This is a genomic window from Bacillus sp. USDA818B3_A, assembly GCF_009928415.1.
Classification (GTDB): domain Bacteria; phylum Bacillota; class Bacilli; order Bacillales; family Cytobacillaceae; genus Neobacillus.
Window position 1 is genome coordinate 178,232 of record NZ_JAABNN010000003.1, and the last position, 25,590, is coordinate 203,821.

Annotated in this window: 28 protein-coding genes; 7 read left to right on the plus strand and 21 right to left on the minus strand. The window is 38.0% G+C overall.

From position 1 onward, the window contains the following. Nucleotides 1–69 precede the first annotated feature (69 nt). From GXK58_RS07100 to GXK58_RS07135, 9 genes are all read right to left on the minus strand, one after another. Nucleotides 70–846 (minus strand): class I SAM-dependent methyltransferase, encoded by a 777-nt coding sequence (locus tag GXK58_RS07100; RefSeq protein WP_160721205.1) that lies wholly within the window; start codon nucleotides 844–846, stop codon nucleotides 70–72. 53 nt (nucleotides 847–899) lie between these two features. Continuing rightward, nucleotides 900–1,334 carry a BrxA/BrxB family bacilliredoxin gene (locus GXK58_RS07105; protein ID WP_160721207.1) on the minus strand — a complete coding sequence of 145 codons (435 nt, stop codon included), beginning with the start codon at nucleotides 1,332–1,334 and terminating at the stop codon, nucleotides 900–902. Between the two features lie 58 nt (nucleotides 1,335–1,392). Then, entirely contained in the window at nucleotides 1,393–2,526 is a 1,134-nt protein-coding gene (locus GXK58_RS07110) for a conserved virulence factor C family protein (protein WP_160722158.1), read from the minus strand. 107 nt (nucleotides 2,527–2,633) lie between these two features. Then, a complete protein-coding gene (locus tag GXK58_RS07115) occupies nucleotides 2,634–4,523 on the minus strand; it encodes an ABC-F family ATP-binding cassette domain-containing protein (protein ID WP_160721209.1) in 1,890 nt (629 codons plus the stop codon). Further along, on the minus strand, nucleotides 4,520–5,170 hold the full coding sequence (locus GXK58_RS07120) for an HD domain-containing protein (RefSeq protein ID WP_160721211.1): 651 nt from the start codon (nucleotides 5,168–5,170) through the stop codon (nucleotides 4,520–4,522). Before GXK58_RS07120 ends, GXK58_RS07115 begins: the two co-directional genes overlap by 4 nt. Nucleotides 5,171–5,242: 72 nt before the next feature. Next, on the minus strand, nucleotides 5,243–5,398 hold the full coding sequence (locus tag GXK58_RS26980) for a hypothetical protein (RefSeq protein WP_202171313.1): 156 nt from the start codon (nucleotides 5,396–5,398) through the stop codon (nucleotides 5,243–5,245). A 64-nt stretch (nucleotides 5,399–5,462) separates the two neighbouring features. Then, nucleotides 5,463–6,311, minus strand: coding sequence for a DegV family protein (locus tag GXK58_RS07125; RefSeq protein WP_160721213.1), 849 nt, complete (start codon nucleotides 6,309–6,311; stop codon nucleotides 5,463–5,465). Between the two features lie 106 nt (nucleotides 6,312–6,417). Next, on the minus strand, nucleotides 6,418–6,942 hold the full coding sequence (locus GXK58_RS07130; RefSeq protein WP_160721215.1) for a hypothetical protein: 525 nt from the start codon (nucleotides 6,940–6,942) through the stop codon (nucleotides 6,418–6,420). A 16-nt stretch (nucleotides 6,943–6,958) separates the two neighbouring features. Further along, complete coding sequence (locus GXK58_RS07135) at nucleotides 6,959–8,641, minus strand: formate--tetrahydrofolate ligase (protein ID WP_237389593.1); 1,683 nt, start codon at nucleotides 8,639–8,641, stop codon at nucleotides 6,959–6,961. A 233-nt stretch (nucleotides 8,642–8,874) separates the two neighbouring features. Between GXK58_RS07135 and metA the strand changes: the two genes are divergently transcribed. Together metA and GXK58_RS07145 are read left to right on the plus strand one after the other, a co-directional pair. Next, on the plus strand, nucleotides 8,875–9,783 hold the full coding sequence (gene metA / locus GXK58_RS07140; RefSeq protein ID WP_160721217.1) for a homoserine O-acetyltransferase MetA: 909 nt from the start codon (nucleotides 8,875–8,877) through the stop codon (nucleotides 9,781–9,783). Between the two features lie 92 nt (nucleotides 9,784–9,875). Continuing rightward, a complete protein-coding gene (locus tag GXK58_RS07145) occupies nucleotides 9,876–10,088 on the plus strand; it encodes a DUF3892 domain-containing protein (protein WP_160721219.1) in 213 nt (70 codons plus the stop codon). A 40-nt stretch (nucleotides 10,089–10,128) separates the two neighbouring features. Here GXK58_RS07145 and mntR read toward each other — a convergent pair whose 3' ends face one another. The 3 genes from mntR to GXK58_RS07160 form a co-directional block, all read right to left on the minus strand. Next, entirely contained in the window at nucleotides 10,129–10,551 is a 423-nt protein-coding gene (gene mntR / locus GXK58_RS07150; protein ID WP_160721221.1) for a transcriptional regulator MntR, read from the minus strand. Between the two features lie 90 nt (nucleotides 10,552–10,641). Beyond that, complete coding sequence (locus tag GXK58_RS07155; protein ID WP_160721223.1) at nucleotides 10,642–12,810, minus strand: DNA topoisomerase III; 2,169 nt, start codon at nucleotides 12,808–12,810, stop codon at nucleotides 10,642–10,644. 184 nt (nucleotides 12,811–12,994) lie between these two features. Continuing rightward, nucleotides 12,995–13,297 (minus strand): hypothetical protein, encoded by a 303-nt coding sequence (locus GXK58_RS07160; protein WP_160721225.1) that lies wholly within the window; start codon nucleotides 13,295–13,297, stop codon nucleotides 12,995–12,997. Between the two features lie 267 nt (nucleotides 13,298–13,564). On the opposite strand from GXK58_RS07160, the gene cspD reads away from it, so the two are divergent. Continuing rightward, nucleotides 13,565–13,765 carry a cold-shock protein CspD gene (gene cspD, locus GXK58_RS07165; RefSeq protein ID WP_026563856.1) on the plus strand — a complete coding sequence of 67 codons (201 nt, stop codon included), beginning with the start codon at nucleotides 13,565–13,567 and terminating at the stop codon, nucleotides 13,763–13,765. Between the two features lie 60 nt (nucleotides 13,766–13,825). On the opposite strand, the gene GXK58_RS07170 is transcribed toward cspD, so the two are convergent. Both GXK58_RS07170 and GXK58_RS07175 read right to left on the minus strand, forming a co-directional pair. Continuing rightward, nucleotides 13,826–14,011: a zinc-finger domain-containing protein gene (locus tag GXK58_RS07170; protein ID WP_160721227.1), complete on the minus strand. Its 186-nt coding sequence runs from the start codon at nucleotides 14,009–14,011 to the stop codon at nucleotides 13,826–13,828. 18 nt (nucleotides 14,012–14,029) lie between these two features. Further along, the gene (locus GXK58_RS07175) at nucleotides 14,030–14,686 is read right to left on the minus strand and encodes a reverse transcriptase-like protein (protein ID WP_160722162.1); all 657 of its coding nucleotides are present in this window, start codon (nucleotides 14,684–14,686) and stop codon (nucleotides 14,030–14,032) included. Between the two features lie 189 nt (nucleotides 14,687–14,875). Between GXK58_RS07175 and GXK58_RS07180 the strand changes: the two genes are divergently transcribed. Both GXK58_RS07180 and GXK58_RS07185 read left to right on the plus strand, forming a co-directional pair. Beyond that, on the plus strand, nucleotides 14,876–15,283 hold the full coding sequence (locus tag GXK58_RS07180; RefSeq protein WP_160721229.1) for a reverse transcriptase-like protein: 408 nt from the start codon (nucleotides 14,876–14,878) through the stop codon (nucleotides 15,281–15,283). Between the two features lie 7 nt (nucleotides 15,284–15,290). Further along, nucleotides 15,291–16,211 carry a DMT family transporter gene (locus GXK58_RS07185; RefSeq protein WP_160721231.1) on the plus strand — a complete coding sequence of 307 codons (921 nt, stop codon included), beginning with the start codon at nucleotides 15,291–15,293 and terminating at the stop codon, nucleotides 16,209–16,211. 34 nt (nucleotides 16,212–16,245) lie between these two features. On the opposite strand, the gene GXK58_RS07190 is transcribed toward GXK58_RS07185, so the two are convergent. Beyond that, the gene (locus GXK58_RS07190) at nucleotides 16,246–16,515 is read right to left on the minus strand and encodes a DUF6123 family protein (protein ID WP_160721233.1); all 270 of its coding nucleotides are present in this window, start codon (nucleotides 16,513–16,515) and stop codon (nucleotides 16,246–16,248) included. Nucleotides 16,516–16,550: 35 nt separating this feature from the next. Beyond that, entirely contained in the window at nucleotides 16,551–17,042 is a 492-nt protein-coding gene (locus GXK58_RS07195; protein WP_160721235.1) for a divergent PAP2 family protein, read from the minus strand. 84 nt (nucleotides 17,043–17,126) lie between these two features. Here GXK58_RS07195 and sspL point away from each other — a divergent pair, with 84 nt between their 5' ends. Then, nucleotides 17,127–17,267 carry a small, acid-soluble spore protein L gene (sspL, locus tag GXK58_RS07200; protein WP_160721237.1) on the plus strand — a complete coding sequence of 47 codons (141 nt, stop codon included), beginning with the start codon at nucleotides 17,127–17,129 and terminating at the stop codon, nucleotides 17,265–17,267. A 49-nt stretch (nucleotides 17,268–17,316) separates the two neighbouring features. Here sspL and GXK58_RS07205 read toward each other — a convergent pair whose 3' ends face one another. The 5 genes from GXK58_RS07205 to GXK58_RS07225 all read right to left on the minus strand — a co-directional run bounded on the left by GXK58_RS07205 (nucleotide 17,317) and on the right by GXK58_RS07225 (nucleotide 24,754). Further along, nucleotides 17,317–18,210: a 5'-3' exonuclease gene (locus GXK58_RS07205; RefSeq protein ID WP_160721239.1), complete on the minus strand. Its 894-nt coding sequence runs from the start codon at nucleotides 18,208–18,210 to the stop codon at nucleotides 17,317–17,319. A 62-nt stretch (nucleotides 18,211–18,272) separates the two neighbouring features. Continuing rightward, nucleotides 18,273–19,103 (minus strand): sulfurtransferase, encoded by an 831-nt coding sequence (locus tag GXK58_RS07210; RefSeq protein ID WP_160721241.1) that lies wholly within the window; start codon nucleotides 19,101–19,103, stop codon nucleotides 18,273–18,275. Nucleotides 19,104–19,120: 17 nt separating this feature from the next. Continuing rightward, nucleotides 19,121–22,768: a dynamin family protein gene (locus GXK58_RS07215; RefSeq protein ID WP_160721243.1), complete on the minus strand. Its 3,648-nt coding sequence runs from the start codon at nucleotides 22,766–22,768 to the stop codon at nucleotides 19,121–19,123. Between the two features lie 328 nt (nucleotides 22,769–23,096). Continuing rightward, nucleotides 23,097–23,666 (minus strand): isoprenylcysteine carboxyl methyltransferase family protein, encoded by a 570-nt coding sequence (locus GXK58_RS07220; protein WP_160721245.1) that lies wholly within the window; start codon nucleotides 23,664–23,666, stop codon nucleotides 23,097–23,099. Then, nucleotides 23,666–24,754, minus strand: a complete 1,089-nt coding sequence (locus tag GXK58_RS07225; protein WP_160721247.1) for a type III polyketide synthase — start codon at nucleotides 24,752–24,754, stop codon at nucleotides 23,666–23,668. Before GXK58_RS07225 ends, GXK58_RS07220 begins: the two co-directional genes overlap by 1 nt. A gap of 680 nt (nucleotides 24,755–25,434) precedes the next feature. Between GXK58_RS07225 and GXK58_RS07230 the strand changes: the two genes are divergently transcribed. Next, nucleotides 25,435–25,590: a cytochrome c oxidase subunit 2A gene (locus GXK58_RS07230; protein ID WP_160721249.1), complete on the plus strand. Its 156-nt coding sequence runs from the start codon at nucleotides 25,435–25,437 to the stop codon at nucleotides 25,588–25,590.

The following is a 25,590-nucleotide window of genomic DNA, read 5'->3' on the forward strand; positions in this document are numbered from 1 at the left end:
TCTTTTTTTAGAAAAATGGAAAAAATAGTTTATCCTCTAACAACATAAAAAAACTGAAAGATCAAGCTTTCAGTTTTTTTCAATCACTCCAAAATGAAATTTTGCGGTTTTCCTCTGCAGAACCTGAAAACCATGTTTTTTAAATCGCTGGCTTTTATAATGGTCTTTTAAAACTATTCTTAATTTAGCAACCCTGACGGCTTCTTTCATTAAATCATCGGTTATATCATCATGAAGAGCAAAATGACCTAACGCTTTCAATCCATCCGATTCATGAATCGTTTGTTCAAACATAGGATCAAGGTAGACGCAGTCAACAGATGAATCTTCGAGAGTTTTTAAGTAATCGTATGCCTCAGTATGTATGAGCTTGACTCGGCTCATTGCCTCATTCATTGCCTCCAGCCCTGAATCCCAAGAATTCAGACCATTTTGAACGATATAAGCTAAATATTTTTGTCCCTCTAGACCAATAACCCTGCCTTCCCTGCCCACTAAGTAACTTGCTACAATTGCATCCGAGGCAAGTCCGAGTGTACAGTCAAGAACAGACATTCCGTAACCTAGTTTAGCTGCATCGGCTAATGGATCGTATTCCCCTCTCATCAGGCGCTTTATTCGAAACATGGCTGAATTAGGGTGAAAGAAAAATGGCTGTGTATTATTTTTTTTAAAAAGCTCCAATCGTTCTTTTCCCACGACGATACAGTCACTGTCCGCCTGCTGCTGGATAACACTAATTGACTTTTTCATCCGCGGAAGATACGGAACATGTAAAATCTCTGCAATACACATCGCATTTTCGATCATATCCCGATTTGTTCTACCGGCCGTTGTTACAAACATTTCATCATCTCATTTATTCAGAAATAAAAGAAAAGGACGTCTTTAGACATCCCTTAACAATGTGCTTCGAATGCACCTAATAGATTATGCATGACCGCTTCCATCGGCATACCTTCAATATCATGCCTTGGAATAAAGTGTACCACTTGTTTGTCTTTTATTAATGCCATCGACGGTGAAGATGGTTCAATTCCCTCAAAGTATTCACGCATTTTTGCTGTGGCTTCTTTATCTTGCCCGGCAAAAACGGTAACTAAGTGCCCTGGTTTTTTCTCACTATTTAACACCGCCTGGGTTGCTGCAGGACGGGCTAAGCCAGCGGCACAGCCGCAAACAGAATTAACTACAACAAGCGTAGTACCCGTTGTATTTTCCATGAAATCCCCAACCTCTTCAGCGGTATTAAGCTCTTCAAATCCAGCTCTTGTTAATTCTTCCCGCATAGGTAAAACCATTTGTTTCATATATTCTTCGTATGCATTAGACATTTAATATTCACTCCATTTCTACTTTTTAGAATACCAAAGCCACGACTACTTTTCAAAATTATTGGTCTGATTTTCTCGCTTCAGTCATCTGTTTCCAAACAGAACCTTTCGCTTCTTCGCCGCCCTCAATTCTTTCAATCGCCATTTTTATTTGCAAACTGACTTCAAACTCGGGATCGTTTTCAGCTTCTTTAAGGGCTCTAAGGGACTTTTCATCCCCCTCTTCATAGAGAAACATCGCAGCCCGCCAACGAACAAGCTTGCTGGTATCTTTTAGTGCCTTTGCCATTTCCTCTGCTGCTTCAGCAAAACCTAAGTCAGATAAGCAATCTCCGGCTGTTCTGCGTACGGTTACCGTTTTATCCTTCAATGCTTTATAAAGTAACGGTAAAACTTCCTTTTCTTTAATCATCCCCAGATATACTGTTGCAAGTCTGCGAATAGAGGGTTTCTCATCATTTATCGCTTGTTCTAGCATCGGCAGGTCCTCTAGTTCAGGGTCATCCATTTGCTCGAGCAGCTGATAACGAATTTGCCAGTCAGGGTTGGTCAAATCTTCTGAAGTGACCTTTCTACGGGCTGGCTTTACTTTTTGAATCATCGGAGTATCCTCATTTTGTGCCTTTGTAACAAGTACCTCTAGGCGTTCCTTAGGATACGCAGCAATCAGTTCTTCGACAACCTCTTGACCGATTTGATCAAACTCGCCATAACGGACTCCTGCATTTTGCCACTTCCTCAAGAGGATATAATTATCTTCAGCCAGCTGTGCTTCTTCCCTGGCTTTTAAAAAGTAATCTGGCATGCCAAATCTTCGTTCAGTTGAACTATCGGTTAGTTTAACCTGCAGCGGAATATCCTTAAACATTTGGATTTCCACTTTTATTTCACCGAAATGCTCATTGGGTTTATTAATATCCATACTTTCTGGCAGTTCTTCACCAAAGGCCTGACGGACTTGGGGTAATAATTCCTTCCAATCATATTTGGCGTTTCGCTCAACAGCTAAAAAGTCGGCAACATGATATACACCCTTTATTCCATCAATTTGCAGGATGGCTTGAATGATTGGAGGTGCCTCAGCAGCTGTTTCCTTTTTATAATTATGGCTTTTGCCCATTGAAAGTTCTTGATCTAAATTTATTTTCATTGTATTCGGACTTGGCGTTGGTTCAATCGCCTTAATTTTCAACATAATCACCTAATTCTTATGGGTTCTTTTTTCAAGTTTATCATAATGTTAAAAAGCTATTCATTTGTTTTGCTTAAAAAAAGAGGACGCCGCTTAGACGTCCTGGTTTACTCCTGTTCGGCTATCTCTGCTAGGTATGACCAGCGTTCAATTAAGTACTCAAGCTTTTCATTTAATTCTTTTTCCTGCTTCATTAATTCCTGTGCTCTAGTAAAGTCACTGCCTGTCTCAGCCATTTCACTGGCTACCTGTTCAAGACTCGCCTCTGTACCAGCAATCATCTCGTCAATTTCTTCCCATTCCTTTTTCTCCTTAAAGGTTAACCGCTTCTTTTTTTCCTTTTCAGGAGCCTTCATAGGAGGAGTTGATTTTGCTGGTGCTTTTTGTGCTTCGAGCGCAGTTTCTTTTTCAAGATATTCACTGTAATTTCCATAGAAAGAGTCTATCTTTCCTTCCCCGCGAAGAACGAGAAGCTGTTCGGCTACTTTATCTAGGAAATAGCGATCATGGGAAACGGTAATGACTACTCCTGGAAAATCTTCGAGATAGTCTTCAAGAACAGTTAAGGTTTGTGTATCCAGATCATTAGTAGGCTCATCGAGTAAGAGTACATTAGGTGCCGTCATTAAAAGCTTTAATAGATAGAGACGGCGTTTTTCCCCGCCAGATAATTTTCGGATCGGCGTACCGTGAGTAAACGGGGGAAATAGAAACCTTTCAAGCATTTGTGCAGCGGAAATCGTCTTTCCGTCTGATGTCTCGACCACCTCAGCAGTCTCTTTAATATATTCAATCATCCGCTGATTCTCATCCATATCTTGGCTTTCTTGCGTGTAATAGCTTAGTTTCACCGTTTGCCCGATGATAAATTCACCTTCATCCAACGGGAGCTTTTTAGCTAATATATTTAGTAAAGTTGATTTACCTGCACCATTTTTACCGATAATCCCAATCCTGTCTCCCGGCTTAACCAAAAGGTTAAAATCCTCAAGTATGATTTTCTGCTCATAGCGTTTGGAGGCCTCTTTCAACTCAAATACCTGCTTACCAAGACGGCTGCCATTTAATGATATATCTAATTTTTCTTTGGCCTGTTTACCGCTTGAAAGCTTATCATCGAGTTCCTCAAAACGTTGAATTCTTGCTTTTTGTTTTGTCGACCTCGCTTTGGCACCCCGTCTGATCCATTCCAGCTCTCTTCGAAATAAATTTTTATTTTTTTCAAAAGTTGCTGCCTCGTTTTCCTCGCGAATTGCTTTCGCTTCCAGAAAAGCAGCATAATTTCCCGTGTAACTGTAGAGATTGCCGCCATCTAATTCGAACATCCGATTTGCCACACGGTCCAAAAAGTAGCGGTCATGTGTAACAAGCAAAATGGAGCCTCTATACCTGCTCAAGTAATCTTCCAACCACTTGACAGAATCAAAATCCAAATGGTTCGTCGGTTCGTCAAGGATCAGTAAATCAGGTTCAGCGATCAATACTTGCGCAAGGGCAACCCGCTTTTTTTGACCACCGGAAAGTTCACTAATTTTCTTTGTGAAGTCTTCAATTCCCAATTTCATTAAAATGGACTTGGCATTTGTACTGGCGTCCCATGCATTTAATGCATCCATTTGTTTTTGCCATTGAAAAAGCTCTTCTTGTATCTTTGGATCACTTGGGGAAATATTTAGTTTTAATAAAGTTTCCTCATAGCCGCGCATTAGTTTTAATATTGGAGCATCACCATGGAAGACTTGTTCGAGGACGGTCTTATTTAAGTCTAATTCGGGCTGCTGGGATAAATACGAGATTGAATAGTCTTTGGGTGCAGTGATTTTCCCATCGTCGGGAGCATCCAATCCAGCGATTATTTTTAATAAAGAAGACTTCCCTGTCCCATTTATGCCGATTAACCCTACGCGTTCCTTTTCATTGATCGTAAAGTTAATATGGTCAAAGAGCTGCTTTTCACCATATGTTTTTGAAACATTTTCTACTGTGAGCATTTTCATAAATCTTGTCCATCCCATTCTTGATAAAATTGATCTAAAAAGGTAATCATCATTTGCTGCCGTTTTTCAGCCATTATTCTAGCTGTTTCTGTATTTAATAAATCTTTTAATTTTAATAGTTTTTCATAAAAATGGTGGATACTTGTTGATTTTCCGGTTCGATACTCTTTAAGGCTCATTTCTTCGCGAACCTGAATAGCAGGGTCATAGATTGGCTGTCCCTTTTTACCGCCATAAGCGAATGCTCTAGCAATCCCAATTGCTCCAATTGCATCTAAACGGTCCGCATCCTGAACAATTTTTGCTTCAACGGTTCGAAGTTCCGTTTTGTTGCCGCCTTTAAATGAAATCGTCTCGATAATTTGTATAATATGATCTTTGTCATGATCAGCCATTGCATGTTTTTCAAAAAAAGAGTCAAGTTTAGCCTTGCCCTGTTCCGTGGTCTTATTTAGTTTTTCGTCAGGAATATCATGGAGGAGTGCTGCCATTTCTATTACAAATGGATCTCCAGTCATTTCATGTTTACATATATATAAAGCGTTACGCCGAACACGGTCCACATGATACCAATCATGCCCCGTTGTGTCGTCGCCCAATTCATTACGAACAAATATTTCCGCTTGTTTAATTAAAAAATCCTTCATAAAAAGCACCTGCCTTCACCCTAGTTATTTTAACATGAATAGTAAATAAAAAATAACCCCGATTACTCGAGGTTATTTTTTGTTTGCCTGGCGGCCGCTTTTTTTCTGGCTTTGTGACTTAGTGTTGCCAATTTGAAACTCACTGCCTAATTCAACATCATTGCTGATATCTTGCTTTTCAATTTGTTCTCTTGTTTGATTGGCATTTTGTCTTCCTTGCTTGCTCATCGCATGTGACACCCCTCTCATTAAAGCTGAATGACCTTTATAGTATGTACAGTCAGGTGAGAAGTTATTTTAGGTCATTAAACCAACTAATTCCAAGGGTGTTTTCCCCAGCATGGACGCCAATTACTGCTCCTAATGGACAGCTGATAATTTTAACATTTGGAAACTGCTCCCGAAGTTCAGATTGCCATTGTTTTGTCTGTTCTTCATGTAATCCGTACAAAATGTAGACCTCTTTGATTTGGTTTTGTTTATAAGATGTTTTGAAGTAATCAAGCATTTTTTCTTTAGCTTTTTTCTCGCCTCTAACTTTTTCTTTCACATTAAGGGCTCCATCATCAATTGAAATAATTGGTTTAACATTGAGCATGCTTCCTAGAAAAAACTGCAATCCGGTCATTCGTCCCCCTCTATGCAGCTGTTCAAGGCTCCCAACAAGAACATAGGTCTCACCTGTATCCCTAATTTGTTCCAATTGCCCGATCATCGATTCAAGACTATGACCATCTTTTATCAATTCCATTCCCTTCTTGATTAATGCAGACATGGGGTAGGTAAGGATGTGTGAATCAAAGGTCATAACAGGAATATCTACGAGTGATGCTGCCTGTCTGCTCGAAGAAACCGTTCCGCTAAGTTTCCCAGAGATAAGTACGGTTACAATTTGGTCGTATTGTTTTGCAAGCTGTTCATATAAAGATTGAAACGAACCTACGGATGGCTGTGAGGTTAATGGCGGGTTCTTTAAATTCTTCAATCTAGAAAATAACTCTGTTGAGGTTAGGTCAATTCCATCAGAATATTCATCTCCATCAAGTAAAACGGTTAAGGGGATGGTATATAAATGTTGATGATTCTTTAGTTCCTCATCTAAATAGGCAGTACTATCGGTAACCCACGCGGTTTTAACCATACTTCTCCCTCCTCATTTAAGGCATCCAACTCTTATTATAAATGTACCTTTTAATTCAAAAATTGTAAATATTCAAAAAATGACCAGTTACTTCCTAACTGGTCAATTACTCTTCTCTTTTAATACTGCTCAACCGCTCAAGAGTTGTTATGATAAAATCTGTCATGTCTATTATATCGTCCATTTGGTCCTCCGTAATTAAACGAACAAAATTTACCGAGACAATAGTTGACAAATTATTTTCTCCTTCAAGTGGATTGTATTGATTAGAGAGTAAAATATCTCTGTCTTTTCCCCAAATATCCAAGACGATATGATTTATCTTCTGATTATTGAACTCTTCTAGCTGACTAAGGATAAATTGTAACTGAACATAACATCCTGCATTCCGTTCAATCTGAATAGCCGGTAATAGCTCCGCAGCTATGTTAATTAAATTTGAGGTTATTTCTACTTTGGCAATAACTGTATCATTTGGCAATCGAAAGGATATATCAAAGGATCGGGTCATTTTGGCCATATTGAGCCAATCATTTCGATCAGTTATGACAATTTCCCCCTCTATGTCCCGATCATAAAGAGCCCCTTCTATTACTACCTTCATATTATCAAAGGCTGTTGGATCAAACATCCTCACTCGACTCCCTTTAAAAAAGTCCTAACGCATTTCCTTGATCATCGACATCCATAGTTAAAGCAGCCGGCTTTTTTGGAAGTCCTGGCATGGTCATGACCTCACCTGTTAATGCAACGATAAAACCAGCTCCAATCGATGGCTTAAACTCTCTTATTGATACCGTGAAGCCTGTCGGCCTGCCCAGCTTCGCAGGATCATCTGATAGGGAATATGGTGATTTGGCCATACAGACAGGAAGATGTGACCAGCCAAACTTTTCAAAGTCTACTAATTGTTTTTTAGCTTTTTGAGAGAATTCAACATCCTTGCCCCCGTAAACGACTTGGACAATTGTTCTAACCTTTTCTTCAATCGGATCAGCTAGTTCATAGAGCGGATGGAAATGGTTTTCCTCTTTTTCGATAACCTCTAAAAGTGTTTGGGCAAGTTCTATTCCGCCCTCTCCTCCCTTTTCCCATACTTCTGTTAAGGCAACTGGTACATTTTCCGTTTCACACCATTTTAATAATGTCTGAACCTCTTGCGCTGTATCGGTAATAAATTTGTTGATGGCAACCACCACAGGCAGCCCAAAGCTTTTTACTGTTTCAATATGTTTCTGTAAATTGGCCATTCCAAGTGCAAGTGCTGAAATATTCTCTTTTGCCAATTCTTGCTTTGCTACACCACCGTGCATTTTTAAAGCACGAATGGTTGCAACGACCACAACGGCCTCTGGTTTAATTCCAGCGCTCCGTGCTTTAATATGTAAGAATTTCTCCGCTCCTAAATCGGCCCCAAATCCGCCTTCAGTAATGACATAATCAGCTAATCTTTGAGCAGTTGTAGTGGCAATTACACTATTGCAGCCGTGAGCAATATTTGCGAATGGTCCACCATGAATGAGCGCCGGCGTATGCCCGATGGTTTGAACAAGATTAGGTTTAATAGCATCTTTTAATAACAAAGCTAACGCACCCTCGACACCCAAATCAGCTACTGTAACTGGTTCTTTATTTACATTATAGGCAACGACCATTCGGGATAGCCGCAACTTTAAATCCTTTAGGTCCTTTGCTAAACAAAGGACAGCCATGATTTCAGAAGCTACCGTAATATCAAATCCGTCTTCTCTCGGTACACCTTGAAGGGCTCCTCCAAGCCCAACCACTACTTTCCTTAAAGCACGGTCATTTAAATCTAATGCCCGTTTCCAAACAATTCTTCTTTGATCAATGTTTAGCTCATTGCCCTGATGAAGATGATTATCTATTAACGCTGCCAGCGCATTATTTGCAGTCGAAATTGCATGAAGGTCTCCAGTAAAATGCAGGTTTATGTCCTCCATTGGCAGCACCTGAGAATAGCCGCCGCCTGTAGCTCCGCCTTTAATTCCCATGGTCGGCCCTAGGGAAGGCTCACGCATGGCAATGATCACCTTTTTTCCAAGTCGATTAAACGCATCTCCAAGCCCAACAGTCACTGTAGATTTCCCTTCACCCGCAGACGTAGGATTAATGGAGGTAACGAGTATAATTTTCCCTTCTTTATTTGTCTTTATTTTGTTTAATGCCGTATTGGAAAGCTTCGCCTTAAATCTGCCGTAAAGCTCCAAGTCATTTTCATCTAAACCGATTTTTTCCGCAATCTCAACTATAGGATTCATTTTAGCTGCTTGTGCAATTTCAATATCTGATTTCATTGATGTATTCATTGTCACGTTAATCCCCCGTATTAAGCATAAATTATTACCGCACTACCATTGTACCAAATTAGCTTTTTTATTCCGATATGATATTATATTGAAATTAGTATCTTTTCTGAATTTACAATAATGTTTATAATGTAAGTATTGGATTTTTTTAAGAATTCATAAACTCCATCTGCAGGTAATTTCATACACACAAATACCTTGTATATTTAATGGATTAGAAAGGGGACAATCACTTGCCTATTAATATACCTAGACAGCTTCCTGCAAGGGAGATACTCGAGCAAGAAAATATTTTCATTATGGATGATGAGAGGGCAATCAGCCAAGATATAAGGCCATTAAATATTTTAATATTAAATTTAATGCCGGAAAAAGAAAAAGCTGAAACTCAATTTTTACGTTTATTAGGAAACTCGCCTTTACAGGTAAATGTGAATTTTTTGAAAACAGATTCCTATGAGTCAACCCATACGAGCAAACAGCATTTAGAACAGTTTTATACTACTTTTCAACAAATAAAAAATTTAAAATTTGACGGGATGATCATTACTGGGGCGCCAGTTGAATTATTGGAGTTTGAACAAGTAAAATATTGGAATGAACTAAAAGAAATAATGGACTGGGCGGACCAAAATGTAACCTCAACCTTGCATATCTGCTGGGGGGCACAGGCTGCTCTTTACTATCTTTACGGAATTAACAAATTTGAATTAGAACGAAAATGCTCAGGGATTTACGCTCACCAGATTTTTGAACAAAATGATATATTATTGAGGGGCTTTGACGACCAATTTTATGCTCCCCATTCACGTTATACAGATGTATCTATCGATTCCATCATGAAAAATCCTGAATTAAAATTATTAGCGGCCTCCGAAGAAGCAGGCGCATTGTTAGTTTCTTCAAGAGATCGAAAACATGTCATGGTCACCGGACATTTGGAGTATGACTCCGATTCACTGGCACAAGAATATGAAAGGGACTTGCAAAAAGGTCTTGAAATTCATATGCCGGAAAACTACTTTCCAAATAATGATCCCACACAACCACCTATTAATCGTTGGCGGTCACATGGACATTTATTCTTCTCCAATTGGTTAAATTATTATGTATACCAAGAAACCCCTTTTAATTGGGGGTAAAAGCATCGGCTGACGATGCTTTTTTTTTGCGTTTATATCTTGTTTATTATTCGGTTATATTAGCAATAATACTTTGGAAGGGAGTTTTCTATATGGAAAAAATAACAGCAGTCCATCGTAATCACTCTGGAGACATTATTAATTTTGTTACCTCCGAAGGGCGGATCATTTCTTACCGCAAAGCATTAATGGATGTTGAGCAAGGTTTAATCCAAGGTATACAAACCCTAGAAGCCACCAATGGAACATTAACTCTCATGCCCGAGCTTGAACAATCCTTTGACAATTATCCAAGTCTATTTTAAAAGCACCCAGCTTTAGCTGAGTGCTTTTTGTTTATACATGCTATTCTTGTTCGTTTTGCTTTTGAATTTCCTTTAACGCCTTAATCCGGTTCTGATCATCCTCAAAAAATTGAACAAGATCACCAATCCGATCGATCGAGTCCCAGCTTAAGTGATGTTCGATTCCTTCCACATCATGATAGATGTTTTCATCCTTTACCCCAATAATTTTGAGGAATTGCTCTAGCAGCTCGTGTCGGAAGACCAGGCGTTTACCAATTTTATTTCCCTTAGGTGTCAAACTGAGTCCTCTATATTTCTCATATACTAAATATTCATCTTTATCAAGTTTTTGGACCATTTTTGTTACAGAGGAGGGATGGACAGACAACGCCTCGGCAATATCTGATACACGGGCGTATCCTTTTTCTTCAATCAATATATATATTTGTTCAATATAATCTTCCATACTAGGTGTTGGCATCCCTAAACCTCCAAAAAATATCTCTTCTAAAAGTTTACTATAATAAAAAATGAGTGACAAGGTTCTTTCTCACGGATGAAGAACATGAAGTTATTTTACACTCATCTCTTCAAATAGAAATTTTATTTTCTTTTCCTGTTCATCCAGAATTAGCCTGGCATTAAATGTTTTGTCCTTGTTGGTAAATCCTTCGATCAGTTCTGTTTTTTCACCTGCCAGCAGCAGCTTAACATTTTTCTGGGTAATATTCTTCCCTAGGATTTTTTTTGAAATCGTAAATGTACATTTATTTTTACTGTAGTTGTTACAGCCATAAAAGGTTCCTTTATCAACCACATCTCCATCGCATCTTTTACAGCTTCCTAATTTGGGTTGTGCTCTTCTCTTCCCTTTTTGTTTACCAGGGGTAAAATTCTGAGTGATTTCATCAGAAAAAGCCCAGTTTGCAGATTGTTCCAAACCAGAATTGATTAAATGCAGGACCATTTTTTTTGTTTGTTCCATAAAATGCTTGGGGACAGCAGAACCTTCCGAGATTTCCTTTAGCTTTTGCTCCCACTTTGCTGTCATTTCAGGTGAAGCAAGAATTTCCTTACCAATCGCTTCAACCAATATTTTCGCTTTGGCCGTTGCATACACAAGATTCTTTTTGACTTCAATATATAATCGGTCCTTAAGCATAGTGATAATACCCGCTCTAGTCGCTTCTGTTCCTAATCCTTCCGTTTTGGTAAGGATTTTCTCAAGTTCCTTATCATCTATATGCTTTCCTGCTGTTTTCATTAATGTAATCAGTTGTCCTTCGGTATAACGCTTAGGCGGCTGTGTTTGACTTTCCTTTATATCTACTTTTACCGTATTCCCCTGCTCACCCTTTGTCAGTGCAGGCAATTCAGGCTCATCCTCACGTTCCTTGTGATTTAACACTTTACGCCAGCCCTCTTCAAGTTGCACCTTTCCTTTGGATATAAACGAAGCCCTGCCATCTACTAAAGTCGTAACAGTGGTATACTCTGCTACAGACTTATTATAGTGAGCGGCTATGAGACTAGTAACAATTAAATCATAAATCTTTCGTTCATCCGTATCCAGCCGATCTACATTTGGTATTTGTTCAGTTGGAATAATCGCATAGTGATCCGTAACCTTTTTTTCATTTACATACCGTTTATTATCAGCAATTGAGGCAATCGGAAGTGGAAAATAACTTTGGTAATCTTTAATACGACTTAGTTTATCTAGAATATCAGGGAAGGTATTGGCCTCTTCTTTTGTAACGTACCTCGAATCGGAGCGTGGATAGGAAACAAACCCTTTTTGATAGAGTTTTTGCGTAATATCTAAAGTATTTTTAGGAGGAAGTTTATAGCGTTTATTGGCCTCCGCCTGTAATGCTGAAAGATTATATAACAGTGGTGGTAAAAATTCTTTTCTTTCAGAAATTACCTCTGCCACTTCAGCCAGCTTGTTTTGACAGAAGGCAGCTACTTTTTCAGCCATCTCCTTAGTCTTCACACGGGTTTCCCCGTCACTCTGCCATTTGCCTTTATATTTTTTTCCATTAATCTTAAATTGGGCAATAACCTCCCAAAATGGCTCAGACTTAAAATTTTCAATCTCTAACTCTCTTTTTACAATAAGGGCCAAGGTTGGGGTTTGTACTCTTCCAACTGAAAAAACGTCTGAAAAGCCTTTTTGCTGAAGTAACAAACTATAAAGCCGGGATCCGTTCATACCGACTATCCAATCTGCACAGGCACGGGTATAGGCCTCAAAATATAAACTTTTGGTGTCCTGCTCATCCAATAATTTAGTGAATCCATCGCGTATGGCGTTGGGTGTTAACGATGAGATCCAAAGACGTTTCATTGGTTTTTTACAGTTTGTTAAGCGTAAAATATTCCGGATAATTAACTCACCTTCACGACCCGCATCCCCTGCATGGATTATTTCAGTTACATTCGGATCTGAGACTAACTTTTTAATGATAGCAAACTGTTTGGCTTTATCTTTCGTTACTTCATATTGAAATTGTTCTGGTATAATAGGCAGACTGTCCAATGACCATTTTTTCCAGCCCGATTCATACTTTTCTGGTGCGACCAGCTGGCAAAGATGACCGATTGCCCAAGTTACATAGGCACCTTTCTGGAAAGTATCGTTTGGAAAGATTTCAATAAAACCATTTTGTCTTTTATGTTTAAATATAGAAGCTAAGGTTGAACCTTGATCGGGTTTTTCAGCAATAATTAGTTTCATTTTATTTGCTCCTTCTTAAAGCATCCCTGATTCATTTTCCCACTTCAAACTCATTTCGTAAAGGTAAAAAAATTAGGCAGAAATATTCTGCCTAAGAAAAAAAGCCCGCCGATTGGCGAGCCATTAAGTGAAGACCGGGGCTTAACTGCATTTGGTTAACATATCATAATTAATGAAAGACATTTTAGAATATTCTTTTATTATTTTCGATTTGCTTAAAAGAGTTCTTTTCCTGAACATACCAATGCTCTTCAGGAACAATATTTGAGACAGTCAGAATTAATGATGGTATCCGTTCTACTTCAAAGACGATTGCCCCGATTTTCTTAGCAAACATGATAAAGGCACTCCCGTGAGAGAAATCAGCCAGTTCATTTCCGATATGCATCAATGACATGAGTATGGCTTGTTTTTCTTCTGCTTCAATTAAGACTTGTGGTGAAAACCTTAATATCCAATTCTCTCCAGAAATTGAAAAACGGTACATGGGCTCCCCCCGCCTCGAATGTAATTGTAATTACTTATACATATGAGGAAGAGCCTATTTTATATTCATCCCAGAAGGATAAACGAAATATTTATAAATTATTCAGAAACAATGATTTTTAAGGAAAAAAACACCTGCGATTCCTTGACTGACCATTTTTCTTATTGTATATTTAAAACATCATGTAACCGAATTAATTTCTTTGTACATGATAATATTTAACTTGGTACCAAGGGGTGCCACGATAGGCTTAGGAGGAAGAAGTACATGCAAAACGGTAAAGTAAAATGGTTTAACAACGAAAAAGGTTTTGGTTTTATCGAAGTTGAAGGCGGAGACGATGTATTCGTACATTTCAGTGCGATCACAGGTGAAGGCTTCAAATCATTAGAAGAAGGTCAAGAAGTTTCTTTCGAAATCGTTGAAGGAAACCGTGGACCACAAGCTGCTAACGTAGTAAAACTTTAATCCTTTCTAATATTAACCATTCAAAGGCTGACGATTCTTCGTCAGCCTTTTTTAGTTCTTCTAAATTAATCTTTTCCCGTACTCCCTAAGTTTTTCACCAATGGTACATTGTGAAATACAAAAACGATGAGCAGCTCTCCGTCCGTCTTCCTTTTTTAGATGCTCATGCAAAAAACAGCCACTACAATATTGATTCATCAAGCCTTCTAATTGGCTTAATAATTCCTTTCTTACGGAAGGCTTCACGATTACTTTACACCCCTTCTATAGGATTAATGTTTTAGCAAATATTTCTTTTCCCTCTAAAGCTTGAGTAGCCAATTTATCGGCTTCCTTGTTTTCTTTACGAGGTATTACCGTAAACTTTGGATGCATACCTAATGCCTTTATTTTTTGTTCAATTCTGTCAAGCCAACTGTTAAGGGTTTCTTCATAACATGGCCATTCCCCTTCCAACTGCTTTAATACACCTTGAGAATCTCCCTTAAACTCACACGATAAATGATGAACACCTAAATCCTCTAATATATTCAGTGCAAAATAAAATGCCGCATACTCGGCTTCGCTATTAGATTCCATCTCATCAAAACGTTGATTGGCACGAATACGGTACTTCTTTTTCCCTTGCTTAAAAAAGATAACCGCTCCAAGTCCGGCTTGATTCGTGTCCTTTTGAAAACCACCGTCAAAAAAAACAGTAATTTCATGGGGATCTTCTTCAATTTCTGTCAGGAGTTTTTTCATCTCTTTTAGAATCCAAGATGTCCCTGCTTCATCATAAAAATATATCTCCGTTACTTTCCCAGTCGCCTCTAACTCCTCTGCAAATTGAACTGCTAATTCACCAGACAACCAATCTGAAAACACACGGATTCTTTCATTACTTTTTACTTTATACATCCATTCAAGCTTATAATTCATATTTGCCAGCCTTTCATATTTGTTTTCTTTCGTCTTATCCACTAGCTTATTCAGTTAGGACAAAAATATCGATATATTTATCTTAACCGGTTGTAATATAGAAAAATTATTCTCCTGCATGGCAATGATAAAATATGTTAAACTTCTTTATAGTTGAATGTTACTCTAATCATTGAGGAGGAAACAGCAGTGATTGAAGTCTATATTGATGGAGCAAGTGCTGGTAATCCTGGACCAAGCGGAGCCGGGATTTTTATAAAAGGAAATGGCACTTCAGAAAGATATTCAATACCGCTTGGAAACATGTCAAACCATGAAGCCGAATTTCATGCATTTATCGAGGCTCTGAACATTTGCAAAACAAAAGGGTTAACAGGTTCTATTGTCTCTTTTCGTACAGATTCTGAATTGGTAAATATGTCTGTGGAGAGAGAGTTTACTAAAAATAAATCATATGCTCCTTTACTTGAGAAAGCATTAGAATTAACGAATAAATTTGATTTATTCTTCATGAAGTGGATCCCAAGTTCAGAAAACAAAGTGGCTGATGAACTGGCTAGATTAGCGATACAAAAAAACAACCACGAGGAGAAGTAAGAAACATATGAAAAAATCATTGATTGCCGATTTAAGTTTACTGTTTGTTACCTTTATTTGGGGTACCACTTTTGTGTTAGTCCAAAATGCAATTGATTTTCTTCCGCCATTCGCTTTTAATGGCATACGTTTTATTATTGCAGCCATTCTATTGTTTATCTGCCTGCTTATCTTTGATTTTAAGCAGCTTAAACAGATAAACATCAAATTGCTTGCGTCAGGGCTATTGATTGGTTTTTGGCTCTTCCTGGGGTATATCACCCAAACCATTGGTCTTTTATATACCACTACCTCTAAGGCAGGGTTTATCACAGGTCTAAGTGTTGTATTAGTCCCGCTTTTTTCTCTTATTTTACTTAAGCAATCCCCAAGTAAAAATGCTGTTATTGGTGCGATCGCGGCAACCATTGGTTTATTTTTTTTGACATTTACTGACGTAACCGGTCTAAATATGGGTGATGGGTTCGTTTTTATCTGTGCTATAAGTTTTGGTATGCATATTATTATAACCGGGAAGTACAGCAATAAGTACCCTACACTATTATTAACGGTTATTCAAATTTCAACCGTTGCACTATTTTCTACTGTGGCTTCGTTCATTTTTGAAGATTTTAATCAGTCAGTAAGAATAAATATTTTATTATCAAAGGATGTTTTGATTGCGTTAATAATCACCAGTGTTTTTGCTACTGCCTTTGCTTTTTTTGTTCAAACTAATTTTCAAAAGTACACTTCGGCAACTAGGGTTGCGTTAATTTTTGCCATGGAGCCAGTTTTTGCTGCATTTGCTGGTTACTTCTGGGCCAATGAAAGATTGTCGATTAATGCTCTATTTGGATGCATCTTAATTTTTATGGGAATGATTTTTGCTGAACTGCCATCAGGGAAGTTAAATTTTCTAAAGAAAACGAAAGGTCTCGAAAGTTAACAAGCCCCCTTTATAAGGGAGCTTGTTGTAATAATTAAAAAGAGATCAACTCTTTTTCTTTAACGTATTGTATAGCCGCTTTTCTTGATTTGATTTTATTCGAGGTTAACGTCTCAAGAAGGGCGACGTAGTAGCTCCCATCAAAACGTTTTTGCGCTTTTAATGTTAGTTCTATAGCCGTATTAATGATCTCGTCGGAAGCATTTGTATAGTGTTTTCCGAAGAAAATAAACCCAATCGCCTCATCTTGAAAGTGAAAGCCCTTCCCTTTTAAGAAGGTTAAATACTCTTCAACTGTTGACACGCTCTTGACCAACCCTCTCCCACACATATGAACAGTTAAAATCTTAACTTAAATTTCGACAATTTTCTATCTTTTTTTGTGCAAAGATGTCCGATTATCCCCACTGCCACTCCAAAGATTGCTCCTCCAATTACTTCCTCTGGTTGATGACCTAACACTTCTTTCAGTTTTTTTGGAGCTTCCTGCTCAAATTCTACGCTTTCTTCTTTATGAATTTTGTTTATTAAATCGTTCATTGAGTTTACTTTAAGTGTAAGTTCTCCCGTCTGCCGGCGTACGCCTTGCGCATCATACATAACAATTAAGCCGTAGACAAGGGATAGGGCAAAGTCAAAGGTTGGTAATCCTCTTTGCAAAGCAATGTAGGTAGTTAAGGTTGAAACACCTGCAGAGTGAGAACTTGGCATTCCACCCGTTCCAAAAAACAATTCAGGCCGCCATTCTCTTTTTTTAAAATAATGGATCGGAATCTTTACACCCTGGGCCAGACCAATACTAAAAAGAGCTAAGTAAACACCTTTGTTCATGCTATCACCTCTACTCTTTATTGTTCAAAAAGTGGTGTTTTATTATTCCTTGTGGAAATACTAAAAAAGTGGGAGGTGAGCTATATGACTAAAAAAGGTAACGCTAGTCGAGGAGTGAAAGCTCCAGGAGTAAATCCGCAGGGGTATGGACAGGATGCGGAGATGACAGAGGATCCAAAAAGCAAGTTAGAAAACAGAGCGAAGAAGAGTAATACTAAAATTTAACATAGCCGCTAAAAGAAGGGTGTCCCTTATAGCAGGAACACCCTTTACCTTAAGATATAACGGCCTCATCAAACGGAAGAAAACGCTGCAGTCCGCGAAGTTCTATTTCCATCAGCTTACTTAACGCCTTCTCCTTTGAAATTAACAAACCTGTGCGTTCAAGTTCACAAGAAACTGGCACATCACATTTTATTTCCGCCAAGATTCTCGACAAGTGAAGCATCTCTAAATCCTGCTCAATCTTTGATTTGTGAGATTTAGATAAGCTGTCGAGATTCGCGAGAATTCCTTCTACATGTTCAAACTCTTTTAAAAGTTTAAGGGCAGTTTTTTCCCCTATCCCTTTTACTCCAGGATAATTATCGCTGGGATCCCCCATTAGAGCCTTTAAATCAATCATTTGTCTAGGCATGATTCCCTTTTCTTCAAAGAAGGTTTGTGGTGTATGAACCAGATAATTGCCATAACCCTTTTTCAGCAGGATCACCGATATACTATCATCTAACAACTGAAGAATATCCTGGTCACCCGTTAAAATCGACACATGTGCTAGATCCTTCATTTGATGTGCAATGGTCCCGATACAATCATCAGCCTCATAGCCGGATAATCCAATATTGGGAATATCAAAAGACTCAACAACTTCTTTAACCAGATCAAATTGCGGTATTAGCTCAATTGGGGCCTCACCGCGATTCCCTTTATAATCAGCAAATATCTCCGTTCGAAATGTTTTACTTCCCATATCCCAGCAAACTGCAACGTGTGTAGGCTTAAAAGAAGATACGGCCGTAAATAAATGTTTCACAAAACCATGGATTCCATTAGTAGGAATACCTTTAGAATTTATCATAAATTGACCTGTTACCGCCGTGGCATAAAAAGCACGGAATAACAGGGCCATTCCATCAACAAGCATTAGTGAAGGCTTTAGATTATTCATTATTGTAGTCCTCCTCTTGTTATACTAAAAAACAGCACGTCTACCATTATAACATAAGTAGACTAACATGAGGTTTCAATTTTATTTTCTTCATATGAAATCCAGTCACTAAAGCTTCCAACATACAGTTTAACATTTTTAAAACCAGCTTCTTTTAAGGCAAGATAATTGGGGACTGCTGTTACTCCTGACCCGCAATACACGATAATCGGCTGGTTTGTATTTAAATCAGAAAAGCGCTGTATTTGTTCGGGGATTTGTAAGTAATTTCCTCTTCTTAGCCCTTCCATCCAGGGTTTATTAATTGCGCCCGGAATACGTCCTGCCTTTTTGTCAATTGGTTCTTCTAAACCAAGATAACGTTTTGCTTCACGCGAATCAATTAAGATCTTATTTTGGCTTGCAACGGCTTCCTTAACCTCTTCATACGTTGCAAGCAAGTCAGACCTTAAATTTAATCGAAATTCGGCTCTTTTAAAGTTTGGAATTTCCTTGGTTACCGGCAAATGTGATTCGATCCAATTTTTGAATCCACCGTCAAGTACAAACACATGGTCATGACCGAGATATTGCAATATCCACCAAAAACGCGCGGCAAACGCACCTTCCCCATCATCATAAGCAATAACTGTCGTATCATTACTGATACCAGCTTCTTTAAGCTTTTCAACCAGAACAGCAGCATCTGGCAAGGGATGGCGTCCGCCGTGATTTCCGACAGTTCCTGATAAGTCCTGTTCTAAATCAAAATAGACAGCACCAGGCAAGTGACTTTGTAAATAATGATTTTTTCCTTTTTTTGGGTCAGCTAAATAAAATCGGCAATCAACAATCCTTACATCCTCATCTTTTACATGTTTCAATAACCATTCATGATCTTTTACAAATTCCATGCCTCTCGTCTCCCCCATTATTCTGAAAGCTTACGCTCTATTTCCATTAACAGCTCAATGGAGACTCCTCCATCTAAGGCCGAAAGCAGACTTAAATAAAAATCCTCTGCCTGTACTTCCATTTGTTTTAAAAGACGGCTGTAATTGTCCTTCAGTTCTCTATCAAAATGGTGATTCAAACGAGCCGCTTCCGTCTTTAAATAATCATCTGCAAGTATAACTAGTACTTGATACAACTCATCACTCATTAACTTCTTCTCGTTTTTCTCAAAAAAGGACTTAGGGTTTTTAAAATAAGATAAAGCTTTATTAAATACCTGCGGATCTGCCTCCTTAAAGGCAATTGGGAAATCTATTGGATTACTTTCCTGTTTTTCAAACACAGAAAAAGATAGTTCTTGGTTGATTTCAAGTAAATTCCGAGTAAGCCGATCTTGGTAATCATTAAGCAGATTGTCTATAAACCGATCTATTCTTACGGTTGTTGCCCTGAGTTCTTGAGCAAAGTCATAACCAAAGCTCTCAAGAAACTCATTTAGTCCTGCATGCAGCGCCCTTTTCAAATTGCGGCCGTCATCCCTTAAAGCAGCGGGGTTAAATGCTTCCTTAAAGAAATCACCAAACCGCAAGAAGACTCTTTGTTTAATATAAAAAATTAATTCTTCCGCTTCGTGCTTCAGTCGATCTTGTAATGCGTTTACTTCTTCGTTAGTAAGTATAGTTTTAAGTCTCGTTTTTTGTCTTTCAATTTCTGCTCTTTTCTGTGCCTTGGCCGTCTGGTCTTGTTGAGAATTCTGTATGAGTGTTACAACCAATTCATGAATTCTGGATAATTCCTTTTCTGCTGAAGAAATCGCCATTTCCGTCAGATCATTTGAAATAAAATGATAGAATGCCCGTTCAAAAGGTTTCATACCTGAAGTAACATGTAAATCGGGATTGGTCTTTTCATTAATTGCCAAAAGACTAGATAAGGAATATAGATGCGGGTTCCTTATGCCATACTTAACTAATTGGTCTGTTACATACTCCGCAACGGACTCCTTTTCCTCCTCATTTTCTGCCAAGTCAATGGCATTAATGATAAAGAACATCTTATCCATTTGGAACGATTCCTTTACACGGCCCAGCTGGATTAAAAATTCGCGGTCGGCCTTAGAAAAGGCATGATTATAATAGGTGACAAAAAGAATCGCATCCGAATTTTTAATATAATCAAAGGCTACACCCGTATGTCTGGCATTAATGGAATCTGCCCCTGGGGTATCGACTAATGTGATTCCCTTCCGTGTCAGCTCACAATCATAATATAGTTCGATCCATTCAACGTAGCATGATTTTTCTTCCTGAGCCACGAATTCATGAAAGTCAGCCAAATCTGTTGTCTTTATCTTGCCGAGCAATGGCACAAAGGAGTGATATCCCTTTTGAAAGGCATGTAAAAAAGCTAAATGTGTCTTTTCTTGTACCCCTTCAGCTTGTTCAAGGATCATTCGGTCAATCATGCTTAATGCATCTGAAAAACTATCTGCTTGAAGATCAAAAACCTTTAAGGATCGATTGATATCCTCGAGCATTGTCTTTGCGTCTTTAAATTTTACTAGAACAGTTCCATGAGGATGTTCAACTGTAACAGGTTTGATTTTATTTATTGCAGCTGTGGTGGGATTTGGTGAAACAGGCAGGACCTTCTCCCCCATTAATGCATTGGCAAATGAAGATTTACCTGCACTGAATGCACCAAAAAGTGCTACCGTAAAACCCTTATTAGCAAGCCGATCCGCTTTTTCGGCTAATTCCTTCGATATTTTGGCAAACCCAGGCAGGTCCTTTATTAGGCTGGATGCTTTGTTTAGTTTTGCTGTTATTACATGTAAGTGATCACCTGCATGTGTCTTATCTTGTTTATGTTCTGTCTGACTTACTTGTTTTTCCTTTGTATTCTCGGTCTTTACTTGTGCCTTAGTAACTTCCCCAGTGGAATGAACTACTTCGTACTCCTCTTCCTCAAATGTAAAAAGCTTGTCAAGATCCCCCTGTAAGCCTGGCGATTTTTCTAGCATTTCATTAATTAATTTTTCCCGATTAAGATTTGCTTGTTCATGTTTGTTCAGCTCTTCCAGCGCATGAACATACCTACCTATCTCTTGATATTCCCGGTCATATTTTTCCATTAATGCAGCATTTTGAGCTTTTAAAGCATCCACTAATTTATCTTTAAATTCTGTTAATTGACGCCGGGCTGCTCTCTTAATCTCATTTGCTACATCTTCGGTATAATGAAGGACATAGTCTCCAGTAACACGCGCACCTTGCTTAACTGTATTACTCAATAAATCTGTCGGAACAGGTATAGAAAAAGATTGTGCAAGCCCTTGGAGTTCAGGCTGGTTAAGTTCTGTTTCCTTTATGGCTGAGAGTAAAAATTCACGTAAATGCCACTCCAGCTGTGTTCTTGTTTTTTCTAACAGATCTTGATGGAAACTAGTTAACCGCTTGCCTCGCTCCTCCTCAGTCTTTTGCTTTGAAAATAGAAAACCAACTTTAAAATCCTGTTGACAGCTTACCAAGTATTTTTCGGCTAGTTCTCTTGTTTGAAACGGCATAAGATAGGCGTTCTTCATGATTTGAGCTATCTCAAAATCAAATTCCTTTTCCTTTTCAACAGGGAGATCTTTCACTTCGCTAAGCTTGGATACAAGTGTGTGATAGTTAGTTAATAAATGTTCTCTCTGCTCCTCTGATAGTTCATTCAGTACATCGAGAGAAGGAGCCATCTCTTCAGCTTCCTGCTTTTTCACAAAATTCAGGTGGTCAAAGGAAATTTTCTTTAATGATTGATAAATAGATGGAACTATCAGCTGATCTTTATTATCAAGCTTATGTGCAATAAATTCTTGTAATTGTTGAAACTGGTTAAACGGATGACTCCCCTCTTTTAATGAGGTATAAAAAATCTTTGCTGGTTTTACACCCCATGAGGCAAATGAATCTACAACGCTTTTTTGAAAGTCTGAAAAGGTTAATTCCTCATCTTTATGTTTATCGATTTGATTAATGACAAGATATACTTCTTTTCCGGCCTCTGTTAATTCCTTCGTAAACAAAAAATTCAATTCCGCTTGAACATGATTGTAGTCCATAACATAAAAAATTAAGTCCGCAAGGTGGATCGCGGATTCTGTAGCAATCCGGTGAGCATCATCAGCCGAATCAATCCCTGGGGTATCCATTATGATGGTATTGGCTGGTAACTTTGAGTCACTGTGGCTGATTTCCACTTCCTCAATTTTGTCACCGTCTTTGCAATATTTTTTTACTAACTCGTAATCATAAGGAGCCAAGTAAAGCCTTGGTTTTTCATTTTTAAAGAATACCTTTGCATAATCTTCCCCGGTTTTTACCTTTACAAGATTCGCACTTGTTGGAATAGGACTGGATGGCAGCAGATTTTCCCCTACCACCTGATTAATCATCGTTGATTTTCCAGCTGAAAAATGGCCGCAAAAGGCTATTGAATACTCTCGGCTCTCTAATTTTTTAGCAAGCTGCCGCACTTTTTCGGCCTGTACTTGATCTTGATGATTTCTTAAATATTCATATACCGAAACCATTTTATTTTTTAGTGTAAGATAAGTTTCTACCCGTCTAGCTGTCTGCACCATTACATTTTCCCCTTAACATCATAGTCATATTTTTTATTTTATACGATAATTCAAACATTTCCTATCATGACATTCCATTTGGGTAAAAAAACTCCTTAAAACAACAAAAGCCAAGGGTTATCCCCTTGGCATTTATTGTTATTGAGTTACATGTTTTAATACGTGCTTCATGACAAATGCGTATATAATTACCGTTCCTCCAACAAAAGCAATAGTCAATTGTAACACTCCCCTTGTTGTAAGTATCCCTTGAGAATGATTTTCATTATTGATGTCATTTTATCATGTATGATAATCATTTTCAATAAGGTTTTTTTAATTGTCACAATTATTTAACAAACCTTGGGATAAAGCGGTTACAGTCGTGAAAGATCTCTTCATATTCAGTCAGTGTTTTTAAAGCCTTTTCTTCCATAGGGATTCGAATCATAAGCATCATGACATTTAAAACTGTAAACAGAACCGCTGTGAGGTACGAATTAAAGAGCATGGGTACAGCGAAAAACTCAATGGCAACAACCGTATAATTAGGATGCTTTAAAAAACGATAAGGCCCATCCCTGACAATCTTTGCATTTTTCACAACAAGTATTTTTGTGTTCCAGAATTTACCGAGTGAAGTAATAGCCCATAGTCTCACTACCTGCGCTAGAACAAAAAAACATAAAAACAACGGCCATAAAAATGAAGTTCCCCGCTTCATTATTAACGTTTCAGACAAGAGAGATACAAAAAACATTACATGTAAAATAACCATCACGATATAGTGCCTATTCCCGAACTCAACTGCACCTTGTTGTTTCATCCAAATCTCATTCCTCTTAGCAACTAAAAGTTCAAGGATGCGTTGAATAACTATAAAAGCAATTAACAAAAGAAATGGAGTCATGACCATCATTATTGCCACCTCAAAAGAAGTAATTCTGAGCTAAACCCTGGGCCGAGAGCTGTTGCCAGTCCAAGGTCGCCTTCAGGAACATCCAATTCCATAAAGCGCCTTAGCACATATAAAATAGTCGCTGAAGACATATTGCCATAATTCTTTAGGACATCACTTGAAACTTCATTCATCGAAGCAGCAATTCCTAATGATTTTACGTAGGCGTCCAAGACCTTTTTACCGCCAGGATGTGCAATAAAGTGATTGATTTGGCCTAATTCCATTTGATGTTTAGACAGGAAGTCCATTACATTTGGTTTCAGCCATCCTTCGATAATTTGTGGGATGTCTCGGGAGAAGATTACAAATAATCCTGAATTCCGAATATCCCATCCCATTACATCTAAAGAATCAGGCATCAACGTTGATTGGGTGGCAAGAATCGATGGTGAGCTTGTTCTCTTGCAATATGTCTCTTTATGTACTTCATCACCTATAACCAACGCACATGCAATTCCATCGGCAAACAGGGAAGTTCCGATTAAATTACTTTTTGAAAGGTCGTTCTTTTGAAAGGTTAAACTACATAGCTCAATTGATAGGACAAGTACCTTTGACTTTGGAAAAGCTAAACAGTATTCAAAAGCCCTGGATAACCCAGCTGCTCCCCCTGCACAACCCAATCCCCAAATGGGAATTCGTTTAATATGTGGATGAAATGGTAAAAGATTAATGATCCTTGCATCGATACTTGGAGTGGACAATCCTGTGGTTGAGATAAAGAAAATGGCATCAATTTCCCCATAGGCTATTTCCTCTTTAAGAAAACGGTTGTTATGTAAGCAATTTACTATAGCCTCTCGTCCAAGGGTAACAGCCGATTCAATATATGCATTGTTTTTTTCTTCAAATGTATGAGTTGCTTTAAACCAGTCTAACCCTTTAACGAAATGCCTTTTTTCAATTTGTCCGTTCTGAAAGGCTTTCAACAGTCTCTCAATATCCTTAAATGAATCAGTAAAAAGCTCACGGGCAAAAGCAGATGCATCGTTTTGATTTATCTGAAAAGGAGGGATTACTTCAGATACAGAAATAATAGAAGGCATTTAAATTCTCCTTTTAATTGGATGAGGATATTTTTACCTTTTTATGAGAAATTATTCCATTTGCTAAAAAGGCAAAAAAAAGGCCTCCCACTTCCGGGAAGCAAACGTTTTGAAGGTTGTTGTTGTGCACTTAAATTATATCGCGGTTTTCAAATTCCTTCATTAGATAAACTTTTCCAATTCTTTGTTTCTTGTAACTAATCCCTATTCTTACTTCTCTGATTGTTTTTGGATTTCAATCTTAATTTTGTTCTTCGCTAAAACCCCACAAACCTTGCAATGCTCCATCTCATCATATAATAGACGACAATTCTCGCAATAATATTTCTCCACATTCATCACTCACTTCCGTAACATTTCAGCCCTATAGGATTATCATATTTTTTTTAAGTAAGAATGTTCCCTTGATCTTTACATATGCATAGGCATTAAAGTGTTTGTGAAATAATGTTCAATCACATTAATCAGAGGCCTTTCTCTGCGTTCACAGTTTATTCACACTTTTTGAACGGGTTAGTGATTTAAATCACTGTTACATCAAGTTTTTATCATTAACATAGTAGATAACTAAGGAATGAACAATTTGTGAACTGCATAAATTCATATTTTTCTTTTGCAATTGTTTTGTATTATGAAAGAGAGAATTGATTTATTTATTTTCTGAAGGGAGTGCTAAGGGGATGGCGAAAGCGGAACTGAAAACTAAATCAAAAACAGCAGTTGAAGTAGAAGACAGCTCTTCTCTAAAAGGGACTTTAGCGTCCGTTTTCTTTTTGGGAGCATTTATTATTATTACCTGGGTAAGTGTTTATTACCTATACGTAGAACGGTTTTAA